This window comes from Oceanobacillus sp. AG, assembly GCF_009746545.1.
In the GTDB taxonomy this organism is placed as follows: Bacteria; Bacillota; Bacilli; order Bacillales; family Amphibacillaceae; genus Oceanobacillus; species Oceanobacillus indicireducens.
Genome location: NZ_WOWT01000022.1, coordinates 18,266 through 31,438, shown reverse-complemented (window position 1 = coordinate 31,438; position 13,173 = coordinate 18,266). Strand labels below are relative to the sequence as shown.

The following is a 13,173-nucleotide window of genomic DNA, read 5'->3' as shown; positions in this document are numbered from 1 at the left end:
ACGGACTGTATATCCCCCACCTTCACATATTGGGCTTCCCTCGTGTTTAGAAGTGGGGGGTATTACAGACCGTTAATGCGTGATAAAAAGTCCGAATGATTCAGCCTTACCTTATACTCTAAGGGAGGAGGGAAGATCATTCGGATTTTTCATGGATTAAATATGTTCAATTGCCGCTAATTCAACTGGTAGTCCGGCCCTATATTTCGTAATGAATTGCTCGTAACCTTCCACCCCCGCAGGTTCTGGGCTTAATGTAGAACTTTGCGGGTCAGTAAATACGTATTGGTCAAGGAAATCCTCTAAACTGATTTCCTTATTTCCTTGCTTCACGTAAGCTGCAAGTACTGCCATACCCCAAGCACCGCCTTCACTAGCCGTTTTCATAACCGTAATCGGTATATTTAGTGCATTGGAGAGGATTTGTTGGGCGATGACAGGTGTTTTAAATAGGCCGCCTTGTGCGATTAAAACATTTGTCTCGATTTTTTCTTCATTAATTAAAATATCCATTCCAATTTTCAGTGGAGCAAATGCTGCATACAACTGCGTAAGGAAGAAGTTAGCGAGTGTGAAGGAACTATTGACATCTCTTACGAATAGAGGGCGTCCTTCTGGCATTTTCGTGATATTTTCACCAGATAAATAACTATAATTGACTAATCCGCCAGCATCCGGTTCTGATCTTGTTGTTGAGTGGAATAGGATTTCAAATAAGCGGCCTTCATCAAGGTTAACGCCAAGACGTTCAGCGAATTCTTGAAAGATACCAGCCCAAGCATTAATATCGGAAGAGCAATTATTCGTATGGACCATCGCAACAGGCTCATTATTTGGTGTTGTCACGAGATCGATGTCTTTATAGACTTTCTGTAATGGTTTATCAAGGACAAGCATGGAAAAGGCAGAAGTCCCGACGGAAATATTTCCAGTTCGTCTCCGAACACTATTCGTACTAACCATTCCAGTTCCCGCATCCCCTTCAGGAGGAGCCATGATACTACCGGCTTGAAGGTTTCCGTTTATATCTAGTAATCTGGCACCAGCTTCTGATAATGTGCCTGCATGATCCCCTGCTTGTAATACTTTTGGGAGGATATCAAGAAGGTTCCAGTCGTATTGAGAGACATTTTCCAGGTTTTCAAACAGCTTTATATGCTTATCGGAATAAGAACCCGATTCTTCAATTGGGAACATGCCGGAAGCATCACCTACACCTAACACTTTTTCTCCAGATAACTTCCAGTGGACATAACCTGCAAGTGTTGTAATGAAATCAACCTCACGTACATGCTCTTCTTGATCAAGGATTGCTTGATATAGATGGGCAATACTCCAGCGCTCCGGAATATTGAATTGGAATAGTTCGGTCAAGTCATGTGCCGCCTGTCCTGTCGTATTATTCCGCCATGTACGGAACGGTGTTAGTAATTCATCATTTTTTGAGAAGGGTAAGTAGCCGTGCATCATGGCACTTACCCCAATGGAACGAATATTTGAAAGTGTTGTGTGATATTTACTTTCTACGTCAGCAGCTAGTTGAAGATAACTGCTTTGAATCCCTTTCCAAACATCTTCAAGGGAATAGGTCCACATGCCATTTTCGAATTTATTTTCCCAGGCATAGTTTCCAGCAGCAATCGTATTGAAATCGTTGTCAATTAGGACAGCTTTGATTCTCGTAGAACCTAATTCAATCCCGAGATATACATCGCCTTGCTGAATCGCTGTGGACGTCTCTGTAAGATTCATAAAAATTACCTCCAAAATCTATTATTCTGGTTCTCTCTTCATTTTAGGCTGTTTTATTATTCTTTGCCAATCCTTTCATTTCACCGATTTTCTCAATTTCTTCTAATGTGCGGCCGCGAGTTTCTGGTACACGGATACGGATAAAGGCGACTCCGAGTAGACAAATGATACCAAAGATAGCGAATACAGCTTCCTGTGCCATCGATGCAGTCATAATCGGAAAGAGCAATCCGACTAGGAAAGATCCTATCCAGTTAAAGGATGAAGCCAAACCGGATGCACGTCCGCGGATGAGCAGCGGGAAGATTTCTCCGACAATTACCCACGTTAAAGGTGCCCATGTAAAGGAATAGAATGCGACATAAATACTTAGGAACACAACAATCATCATCGGGTTCGCATCTGGAACAATGGAATTGATGATCGCCGGGAAGATAAAGGAAAGCCCCATTACTGTACCCCCGAGGGTCAACAATGTCCGACGCTTAAATTTATCCGCAATGACAAGGAACACTAAGGAACCTATTACTAGAATGATACCTTGGATAATCGGCCACAGCAATGCAGAGCTTGCTGCTTGTCCAGTAGCTGATTCTACGATTAACGGGATATAGTAGAATATCGCGTTAGCTCCTTGGAACTGCTGGAAGGCTGCGACACCGACACCGGCAATAACTAAATAGCGATATTTACTATTTAATAAAGCACCCCAAGAAACTTTCTGATTTTCTTGCTTACTGCTCTCTTGAATTTCTTTGATTTCGGTTTCAATTGCTTCTTTATTTGGGCGAATATAGCTTAGTACCTGACGAGCTTCGCCAATCTTATTATTTTTAATAAGGAAACGAGGCGATTCCGGTAACTTTAATACACCGAGAAACAGAATGATAGCTGGTACCGCTGCCATCGCAAGCATAGAGCGCCAAGCCATCGTCGTTGGTAATCCGCTTAGTAAAAAGTCAACAACATAGGACAGTAACATCCCGGAAACAATCATTGTCTGGTTTATCCCAGATAAGCGTCCCCGTAACTTGGCTGGAGCCATCTCTGACATATAGGCCGGAACAAGTGCAGATGCTGCACCAACGGCAAGACCAAGAAAGACCCGAACGATAATTAAGAAGATATCACCATTAGGCGGTGCAATTCCCGAAAGGATTGATCCAATAACGAAGATAATCGCAGAAGCTAGAATCATCTTCCGGCGCCCGAAACGGTCCGAAAGTTGTCCTGCAAGAGCACCACCGAAGATTGCCCCTAACATAATAGAAGAAGTTATCAAGCCAATTGTTGCCGCATTTTGCAGTCCCCAATCTTGCTGCAGGAATGGAAGCGCTCCTGTCATAACACCAATATCATAACCGAATAATATTCCTCCAAAAGCTCCAAAGAAATAGATAAACTTATGAGAAATCTTTTTTTCTTTTACCAATTAAATTCCCTCCCTAGGTGTAGAACATTTCTCGAAAATAACTTCTTTAAAATCGTAAAGGCTTACAAACAAGAACGTAATGAGAGTACTAGCAAGTGAATGGAATTATTTATCAGTACAACTATGTTAAAAAATATGAATTAATTGCGTATAACTAATGTACCTCCTCTTTTATATGGTTACTTTCAGCTGGAAGTAAAGGCTTTCACAAATAAATAATATCATTATTGTACAGACAAATCAACTAAAATATTTTTGTTCGTATAAATAGTGTAGTGTCATATGCTTTGGAACACGTGGATTTATTAAGGGTTCTATTGTTTTACAGAGATGATTCACCTATCTTTTATACGTATAAATAAACTTATTATTGACTTGTGCGTATCATTAATATACAATACAAGTTGTAAGCGATTTACAAAATATTAAACGTACAGTACTGTAAAGAGATTCAAACCATGTGAATGGAGCAGGGGAAACTTAAGATATTTAATTCAAGGAGGTCTTTATTATGTTGGAAATAAATCAATATGAATTTTGGTTCATTGTAGGAAGTCAGCATTTATATGGGGAAGAAGCATTGAATGCCGTTAAGGAAAACGCGGTAGAAATCATGAATGAATTAAATGAAAAGGGTAATTTCCCTTATCCGATTGTATTTAAAACAGTTGCGACGACTGCAGATAGCATCACAGAGGTTATGAAGGAAATTAACTATAATGATAGTGTTGCTGGTGTTATTACGTGGATGCATACATTCTCTCCAGCGAAGAACTGGATCAGAGGGACGAAACTACTTCAAAAGCCATTGCTTCATTTGAACACACAGTTAGCGAATAATATTCCGTGGAAAGACATTGATATGGACTATATGAACCTACACCAAAGCGCACACGGGGATAGAGAGTATGGTTACATTAATGCTCGTTTGAAGAAAAATAATAAAATTGTTGTCGGCCACTGGAAAGATGAAGAGGTTCAGAAGGAAATTAAGCAGTGGATGGATGTTGCTGTTGCTTATAATGAAAGCTTCAACATTAAAGTTGCTAGATTCGGTGACAATATGCGTAATGTGGCTGTTACGGACGGGGATAAGATTGAAGCACAAATTCAATTCGGTTGGACAGTCGATTACTTCGGTATTGGTGACTTAGTCGCTGAAATGAATGAAGTGACGGATGAAGCGATTGATGAGGTATATAAAGAGTGTAAAGAGAAATACGAATTTGTAGTAGGCGAAAATGATACAGCATTTTTCGAAAACCAAGTGAAAGAACAAATTAGGATTGAAATCGCATTGAAGAGATTTTTAGAGCGTGGTGGTTATACTGCATTCACGACGAACTTCGAGGATCTATGGGGTATGAAGCAGCTCCCTGGTATGGCGGTACAGCGTCTGAATGAAGCTGGGTTTGGTTTTGCTGGTGAAGGTGACTGGAAAACAGCGGCACTTGACCGTTTAATTAAGATTATGACTCATAACAAGTTGACAGGCTTTATGGAAGATTATACGTACAACCTAGTGAAAGGTGAGGAAGCGATTCTGGGCTCGCATATGCTTGAAGTTGATCCGACCTTAGCAAGCACGAAGCCACGTGTGGAAGTTCACCCGCTAGGTATTGGTGATAAGGAAGACCCTGCGCGCTTAGTATTCGATGGGGTGGAAGGAGAAGGTGTGAACCTGACTGTTTCCGACTTTGGTGATCATTTCCGAATGGTAATGTACGAAGTAGAAGGAAGTATCCCAGCGGAACCTGCCCCGCATCTGCCGGTCGCTCGTCAAATGATGACTATAAATGCCGGATTCCAGCATGGCGTGGAAAAATGGGTTGAATATGGTGGAGGTCACCATACGGTTCTATCATTTGCAGTTACTGCTAAACAAATAGAAGATTTAGCGAAAATGTTCGGATTGGAATGTGTAACAATCCGATAAAGTAAAACTTCAATCAGCGGGGCGCCTTATCCCCGCTGATTGTTAGTTGAACGGACATTAGGTGTTAATGTGGACTGGGACATGGGGTCAGAGCATTTGTCCCAGGGACAAACGCTCTGACCCCACGCTCCACTTGCAGATTATTCCTATAAATGATACACTACAAGTAATTATTTGAAATGGAGGTGGTTAAGGATGTTGAATCAGGCTGTTTTAGGGCACGGTTATGTATTGGATTTTCTGTATTTTTGCCGTGCAAAATTTGCAGATTTAGTTGTTAACGGGATAAGTATGCCCTTTTTTAACAACTAAATAGCAAACTAAAACAGTGAAACATTCTTAACCCGCAGGCGGTATAATCGGTAGGCAAAGAGTGCATTTTCATGCACTCTTTTTTCATATAGTGAAGTGGTCGCACTTCTATAAGTCATGGGGAGAGTTGTCTTCTCATGACTTTTTTATGTTTAAGAAGGATTGGGACATGGGGTCAGAGCATTTGTCCCAAACGAGCGGTCGCTCGGGACAAATGCTCTGACCCCGTGTCCCATTACGAGGAGGAAGGAAAATGATTATTTGCAGTGTGAATCATATCGCAAAAATGTATGGTGGAAATATGGTTTTTGAAGATATTACATTTGAAATAAAAGAAAAAGAACGGCTCGCTTTAGTAGGAAGAAATGGAAGTGGAAAGACGACTCTACTTCGGTTGTTAGCTGGTGAGGAGTTAGCTGACGGAGGAAAAATTCACTGGAAAAAAGGTGCTTCCAGAGGGATTTTGCGGCAGATTCCGGAAGGGGTGGAAGGTACTGGTAGAGATGTTTTAAAGCAAGCCTTTTTTGAACTGACTAAGATCGCACAGAAGATGGAAAAGCTTGAACGTGATATGGCTAATGAGGTGGATGTAAAAGGGTTAGAAAAATTAGTATCCGAAAATGGTACGTTACAAGAAATATTTACTGTAAAAGGCGGTTATGAAATGGAGGCGGAGATCGAGAAAATTATCCATGGTCTAAATATGGAATCTTTCATTCAGCAACCATTTCGTGAGCTTAGCGGAGGAGAGAAGACAAAGGTAGGGTTAGGTCAACTGCTGTTGAAACAACCGGACTTGTTACTGTTAGATGAACCGACGAATCATCTTGATCTCATGGCTGTTGAGTGGTTGGAGAGCTTTTTGCAAGATTACGAGGGGACAGTTCTTGTGATCTCCCACGATCGTTATTTTCTCGATGAAGTAGTAGATAAAGTGATGGATCTGGAGGACGGGGAACTGACGATGTATCACACGAATTTTACCGGATATGTAAAGGAAAAAGAGAAGCGACTATTGCAAGCTTTTCAGGATTATGAGGAGCAACAGAAGAAAATAAAGAATATGAAGGAGGCGATTAAACGGCTGCGGGAATGGGCGAACCGTGCGAATCCTCCAAATGCAGACCTTCACCGGAGAGCTCGTAATATGGAGAGAGCCTTGGGAAGAATGGATAAATTGAATAGGTCAATAGTAGAGCGGAAGAAGATGGGGCTTGAAATGGAAGCTGGAGAAAGGAGCGGAAAGGATGTTTTCCAGCTGCGCGATGTCAAGAAAAGTTTTTCAGGAAAACAATTATTTGCGGACATCTCGATGCATCTTGTCTATCAAGAGCGAGCTGCAATAATTGGGGAGAATGGGAGTGGAAAGTCAACACTTCTGAAGCTGATATTAGGTGAAATAGCTACAGATGGAGGAGAAATACGAATAGGGAGTAACGTCAAAATTGGCTATCTGTCCCAGCATGTATTTCAAGAAGCTAAGAATGAAACGGTGATTGAAGCTTTCCGTAATAAGGTGAGGGTAACGGAAGGAGAAGCAAGAAACATTTTAGCGAAGTTCATGTTTTATGGTTATGCCGTCTTTCAAAAGGTTTCCGGTTTGAGTGGTGGGGAGCGGATGCGTCTAAGACTTGCGGAACTGATGTATCAGGATGTGAATCTCTTAATTTTGGATGAACCGACAAACCACTTGGATATTGATTCCCGGGAAGTGTTGGAGGAAGCGTTGGACGATTTTAACGGAACGATCTTGGCTGTATCCCATGACCGGTATTTTCTTAATCGCTTGTTTGAGAAAATATATTGGATGAAAGATGGAACTCTTCATGCGTTTAATGGGAGTTATTCCTGGGCGAAGGAGAAAATGGAGGAGACTAGAGCGCGACAAGCGGAAAAGAAGGAGCTTGATAGAAAACAAGAACACTCCCTTTTCGAGAAAAAGCCTCGTGAGAAAAAACATAACGAAAACAAGATAGAGAAAGAACTAAATCTTCTGGAGGGAAGAATTATAGAACTAGAAAAGAAACTATCAGAAACTCAAGACTTGGACTTATTACAGCAACTATATGAGGAAAAAGAAGAACTAGAAGAGAAATGGCAAGCACTTATTGAAAAATTAGACTAATCGGTAGGTGGGACATGGGGTCAGAGTAAATGTCCCAAACGAGCGGTCGTTCGGGACATTTACTCTGACCCCAGTGTCCCACTTTTAAGGGAGGAATATGAAAATGGAAAATAAATCATTGATTAAGATGTGGCAGGAGTATCAGGATAGGTTTGGAGATGTAGCTAGCGAGTATGAGGCATGGGCTTTCGGGAATTCCAAGGAGATGGCAGATGAACTTGCTGATCTTGTGTTGGCTGGAGTTAAAACGGCAACTAGTTCCCTTTATCTATTCTATGAATTGGAGAATGAAACTTTACCGTACGTTGGGCTGCATAATATTATTCTGAACGGTAAGGGAGAAGCGGTTGCGATCATCGAAACAACTTCAGTCCAGATTACTCCTTATGATGAAGTTACAGAAGAACATGCATATCTGGAAGGGGAGGGGGATCGTTCTTTAGCTTATTGGCAGAAAGTACATGAAGATTTTTTCAAAAAAGAACTTCGAGAGATAAATAGAGATTTTACAGAAGATAAGCTCGTCGTTTGTGAGAAGTTTAAGTTGGTATATAAGAATGGAGAAATTTGTTAAAGGGGAGAAATTCAAGGTCAAATTGATGCTGGCTTTGCTATTATTGGTTTTTACGAAGATGATTTCGGCGGGAAGCGGATGCTAGATAAGTATATTAAAACATTTATCACGTATTAGCGGTCTGTAATCCCCCTCCTCTAAACATGAGGGAAGCCCAATATGTGAAGGGCGGGAATAAACAGTCCGTAAATCCCTGATTCTGTTCAACTAACATTCAGTGGAGGAGGTAAGGATCCCCCCACTGAATGAGTTTCACTTTATCGCTACACGTGCGGTTAAAATTGATCAAATGGAAATTTTACCTAAATAACTATTAAACGGGCCAAATTCAATTCAATTTGGTAGGGTACAATCTGCCGAATTGTTCTTGCAATATGGATGAAAAAGGCTGTTAATCTAGTTTTTACGAGAAATCGTAAGGCAATAAAATATAAAATGATGTACATTATCCCGTATGTTAAAGAGAATTCCAATAACGCAAAGTCCTGTGATGTAAGTAAATGAACGCCTTCACCGTTTGCGAAGAATTGCGGCGTGCCAAATAAATAAGGATGAATGAAAATGATGATTCCGACGAGCAAACTAACCGCTGCTGTAAATACTCCAAGCGCGAAAATGTGCAGACTGATGAGCAAAACTTTCCCAAGAAACTTAAATAGGGAAGAAAGTACACTGGATTTCCTCACCAATGAAATAATAATTGCTAAAACAATAATAACGAAAAAGAAAATCCCATAATTAATTAAAGCTTCAACCAACCCCCTCACCCCTTTCCTATGATTTAACTACACTATCAAACAATATCAAAGGGCCTATCCTCCTATTTTTGGGTGCTAGGGTCGGCGGGACAAGGGGTCAGAGCAACTGTCCCAAACGAGCGGTCGCTCGGGACAAATGCTCTGACCCCCTGTCCCGCTAAAGCATGATGCCTCCATCGACGTGGAGGGCGTGGCCGTTTATGTAGTCGGATTCGTTGGATGCTAGGAAGAGATAGGCATTTGCGATGTCTTCTGGTTTACCAAGCCGCTGTTGGGGGATTTGCGCTTTCATTTGTTCAATAACCTTCTCAGGTACTGAAGTAACCATACTTGTTTCTGTAAATCCAGGTACGACTGCATTTACATTAATTCCTTTTCTCGCCAGTTCTTTCGCCCAGCTTTTGGTCATGCCGATAATACCGGCTTTTGCAGCGGCATAATTCGTTTGTCCAACATTACCATATACACCAGAAACAGAGGATGTACTTATAATTTTTCCACTACTTTGTTCAATCATGTACGGGATAACTGCTTTGGTACACTGGAATACTCCAGTTAAGTTCACATTGATGACTTGCTGGAATTCTTCGACACTCTATTTTGGTAAGCATTGCATCCCTTGTGATGCCTGCATTATTAACTAAAATATCAATCCGGCCATACTCTTGAATAGTCTCATCCGCAAGCTGCTTGCAACTATCCCAGTCAGCAACATTAACTTGGATGAAGCGGCAATCCACTCCTTCTTCTTGCAATATTTTCTCTTGTTGTTTTCCTGTATTCTCATCAAAGTCTGCAATCACTACCTTTGCATCTTCCTTCGCAAAAACGCGAACTGCTGCAAGCCCAATACCATTCGCAGCCCCTGTAATAATTGCAACCTTCCCATCTAATCTCCCCATCTCAAAAACTCCTTTCCGAATTATTTAATATTTTCTATCATTTTAACATAGAAAAAGAAAATCGGGACACTGGGGTCAGAGCATTTGTCCCAATCAACTGGGACAAGTGCTCTGACCCCAATGTCCCAGCCCCTCGGTTAGTTTTCTGTTCGTTCTGGTTTTGAGGTTAGTTCAAATAATCCTGCTTCTTTGGCGGTGATGAATGCAATGTAAACAAATGGTCCGAAGATGAGTCCGAGTACACCGCCCAGTACATACCCGAAGTACATGGAGAGTACGGTTGGAAGGGCAGCGAGACCAATAGAATCTCCCAACACTTTTGGTTCGATTGCTCGGCGTAACACGAGTAGAATGACGGTAAGGATAATCAATTGAATCCCCATAAATGTTTTCCCGAGAATAAAGGCGAGTAGTGCCCAGGGGACAAGTACAAGTGCCGGCCCGACGTATAATGGAATGATATCGACAATCCAGATAATGAAAGACATGACCAAGGCGGGCCCAGGAGCAATAAACTTAAGGCTAATGAAGCAAAAAATAAATACCCCGATACTTAAGATGAGTTGTGCTTTCCAATATCCGAGGAAGACTTCACCCATACGTTTGGAAATGAACTGCAGCTTAGCGGCAAGGTCAGAACGGAACCAGCTCCAGAAAATCTTTTTCACTCTTGGTAATTCCAGACTGAATAAAAATAGAGCAATCAAGAAGAATAAGGAGACAAAAATTAAGTTTGGAATCGCCGCTACAATATTTTGTACAAAAGACCCGATTCCAGTAATAATAGAGGTCGTAATACTTAACGCTGTCTGCATGAAATCAGAAGATAATGCTTCTAGTTCTTCAATAATGACATCCGCCATTGGAACTTCTTGGAGAAAATCATAGAACTTTTCAATATTGTTTTCGATAAAATGCTGAACTTCGATGGCATAGCGCGGGATTTGAAAAGCCCATCCATAAAGGATGTCAAAAATGACAACGACTGTAATATAAATGATTAAGCCGCTAATGATCAGAAAGGATAGAAAGGTAATCAAAACAGGTAAGATTCTTTTCTTCCATTTGAATTTGCGCATCATTAGCCGAACGAATGGTTCAAAAACTAGTGCGAGCAATAGTGCAAGTAGGATGGGGAAAATTTGTGAGAAATAAAAATATGTAAGGAGGCCCCCAACAACAATAAGTACTCCGATGATAATTCGTTTGATAATTACATTTGACGTGCTCATTTATAAGCAGCTCACCTTTCAAGTATAAAGATAGAATAATAGATTAAGATAAAAGTTCGGTAAAAGATACAACTATTATAACAGGTTAGAAGGGGAAACACCCATTCAATTGCTAGGAAATTTAGGGACATTGGGGTCAGAGCATTTGTCCCAGTGGGACAAATGCTCTGACCCCACGTCCCATCCCGCGATCACAATTCTAATTTTTCTCGTTCTTCTGTTGTGAAAATCCGTGATCTTGTCAAAAATCGCTTCCCTTCTGGACCTTCCACGGAAAACATCCCACCTCTTCCATCTACCACATCAATGATAAGCTGGGTATGTTTCCAGTATTCATATTGATCTTTGGACATGTAAAAAGGCGTATCGCCAATTTCTCCTAGTAACATATCCGATTCACCGGTTCTGAATTCATCACGTGGATAGCACATTGGGGAACTTCCGTCACAGCAACCTCCGGATTGATGAAACATGAGCGGGCCATGGATTGTTTTCAATTTTTCTAGTAATTGAAGTGTACTTTCCGTCGCAACAACACGTTGTACCATCAAAAAATCCCTCCTTATTTTAATCTATGTAAAAAGGAAGCTAATCAATACAGGCGATTAGCTTCCTTGCAGATGAAAGTTAGAATAAACCGGTAGGGCCTTCACTATAACTGATTAATAAGTTTTTCGTTTGCTGGTAATGGGCGAGCATCGTCTGGTGATTCTCCCGGCCGATTCCGGACTTTTTATATCCGCCAAATGCAGCATGGGCAGGATATTGATGATACGTATTCGTCCAAACTCTTCCTGCTTGAATCTCCCGACCAAAGCGGTAAGCAGTATTAATATTCCGCGTCCAGACACCAGCACCTAGACCGTAGAGTGTATCATTCGCGATCTCCAGCGCTTCTTCCTTATCCTTGAAGGTTGTGACAGACAGGACCGGACCGAAAATTTCTTCCTGGAAAATCCGCATTTTGTTATGTCCTTTAAAGATAGTCGGTTCCACATAGTAACCGTTCGAAAGCTCTCCGTCCAGTTTATTTACATTCCCTCCGATTAACACTTCCGCGCCTTCTTGTTTTCCGATATCAAGGTAGGAAATAATTTTCTCTAGTTGTTCGGTTGAGGCTTGTGCACCCATCATTGTGGTCGTATCGAGCGGATGACCGATTTTAATTTCTTTAACTCGTGCGAGTGCCCGTGCCATAAATTCATCGTATATGGACTCATGAATCAAGGCACGAGAAGGACAGGTACACACTTCACCTTGATTTAAGGCGAACATTGTCAAGCCTTCCACCGCTTTATCGAGAAAACCATCATCTTTGTCCAAAACGTCTTCAAAAAAGATATTTGGTGACTTTCCTCCAAGCTCCAATGTTACCGGGATAATATTTTCAGATGCATATTGCATAATCAAGCGGCCGGTTGTTGTTTCGCCGGTAAAAGCAACTTTATCAATCCCCGGATTTGTTGCAAGTGGCTTTCCAGCTTCGACTCCGAATCCATTCACGACATTCAATACACCAGGAGGAAGCAAGTCATGAATCAACTCCAAGAGCACATGAATCGATGCTGGTGTTTGTTCAGCAGGCTTTAAAACGACACAGTTACCAGTAGCAAGCGCTGGTGCAAGCTTCCACGTCGCCATTAACAGTGGGAAGTTCCACGGAATAATCTGTCCGACGACACCGAGCGGCTCATGGAAGTGATAAGCAACCGTGTCATGATCGATTTGGCTGATGCCACCTTCTTGTGCACGGATGACACCGGCAAAATAGCGGAAGTGATCGATGGCTAAAGGCAAGTCAGCTGCGAGGGGCTCGCGAATTGCTTTTCCGTTATCCCAAGTTTCCGCAACGGCGAGCATTTCCATATTGTTCTCTATGCGATTTGCAATTTCATTTAAAATGTTTGCCCGCTCCGTAACCGAAGTTTTTCCCCAGGCTTCCTTCGCTTCATTGGCTGCATCGACTGCTAACTGGATATCTTCTTTTGTTGAACGGGCGATTTCACAGAATGCTTTACCAGTTACCGGACTGACATTTTCAAAATATAATCCCTTGACTGGTGGACGATATTCTCCTCCAATGAAGTTATCGTAACGGTCCTTAAATGTAATCACTGCACCTTCTGTATTTGGGTTTTTATACCTCATAT

At 41.5% G+C, this 13,173-nt stretch carries 10 protein-coding genes and 2 pseudogenes; 5 read left to right on the top strand and 7 right to left on the bottom strand.

The window, feature by feature from the left end:
* Positions 1–156 precede the first annotated feature (156 nt).
* Positions 157–1,752, bottom strand: a complete 1,596-nt coding sequence (locus GN217_RS12475) for a xylulokinase (RefSeq protein ID WP_077703051.1) — start codon at positions 1,750–1,752, stop codon at positions 157–159.
* A 43-nt stretch (positions 1,753–1,795) separates the two neighbouring features.
* Positions 1,796–3,184, bottom strand: coding sequence for a sugar porter family MFS transporter (locus GN217_RS12470; protein ID WP_156857008.1), 1,389 nt, complete (start codon positions 3,182–3,184; stop codon positions 1,796–1,798).
* A gap of 511 nt (positions 3,185–3,695) precedes the next feature.
* Here GN217_RS12470 and araA point away from each other — a divergent pair.
* The 5 genes and pseudogenes from araA to GN217_RS12450 form a co-directional block, all read left to right on the top strand.
* A complete protein-coding gene (gene araA, locus GN217_RS12465) occupies positions 3,696–5,120 on the top strand; it encodes an L-arabinose isomerase (RefSeq protein ID WP_156857007.1) in 1,425 nt (474 codons plus the stop codon).
* Positions 5,121–5,315: 195 nt separating this feature from the next.
* Positions 5,316–5,432 (top strand): RAxF-45 family protein, encoded by a 117-nt coding sequence (locus tag GN217_RS19315; protein WP_305080915.1) that lies wholly within the window; start codon positions 5,316–5,318, stop codon positions 5,430–5,432.
* Between the two features lie 253 nt (positions 5,433–5,685).
* A complete protein-coding gene (gene abc-f, locus GN217_RS12460; RefSeq protein WP_156857006.1) occupies positions 5,686–7,557 on the top strand; it encodes a ribosomal protection-like ABC-F family protein in 1,872 nt (623 codons plus the stop codon).
* A gap of 97 nt (positions 7,558–7,654) precedes the next feature.
* On the top strand, positions 7,655–8,131 hold the full coding sequence (locus GN217_RS12455) for an ASCH domain-containing protein (RefSeq protein ID WP_370459778.1): 477 nt from the start codon (positions 7,655–7,657) through the stop codon (positions 8,129–8,131).
* Between the two features lie 6 nt (positions 8,132–8,137).
* Positions 8,138–8,248: pseudogene (locus tag GN217_RS12450) on the top strand (SAM-dependent methyltransferase); the annotation flags it as partial.
* Positions 8,249–8,433: 185 nt separating this feature from the next.
* Here the strand turns inward: GN217_RS12450 and GN217_RS12445 are convergent.
* The 5 genes and pseudogenes from GN217_RS12445 to adh form a co-directional block, all read right to left on the bottom strand.
* A complete protein-coding gene (locus tag GN217_RS12445; RefSeq protein ID WP_156857004.1) occupies positions 8,434–8,889 on the bottom strand; it encodes a hypothetical protein in 456 nt (151 codons plus the stop codon).
* Between the two features lie 157 nt (positions 8,890–9,046).
* Positions 9,047–9,791 (bottom strand): annotated as a pseudogene (gene fabG, locus GN217_RS12440) (3-oxoacyl-ACP reductase FabG).
* A gap of 137 nt (positions 9,792–9,928) precedes the next feature.
* Positions 9,929–11,023, bottom strand: coding sequence for a sporulation integral membrane protein YtvI (gene ytvI / locus GN217_RS12435; protein ID WP_156857003.1), 1,095 nt, complete (start codon positions 11,021–11,023; stop codon positions 9,929–9,931).
* Positions 11,024–11,214: 191 nt separating this feature from the next.
* Positions 11,215–11,571: a DUF779 domain-containing protein gene (locus GN217_RS12430; RefSeq protein ID WP_156857002.1), complete on the bottom strand. Its 357-nt coding sequence runs from the start codon at positions 11,569–11,571 to the stop codon at positions 11,215–11,217.
* Positions 11,572–11,650: 79 nt separating this feature from the next.
* Positions 11,651–13,171 carry an aldehyde dehydrogenase gene (adh, locus tag GN217_RS12425; protein ID WP_156857001.1) on the bottom strand — a complete coding sequence of 507 codons (1,521 nt, stop codon included), beginning with the start codon at positions 13,169–13,171 and terminating at the stop codon, positions 11,651–11,653.
* Between the last annotated feature and the right edge of the window lie 2 nt (positions 13,172–13,173).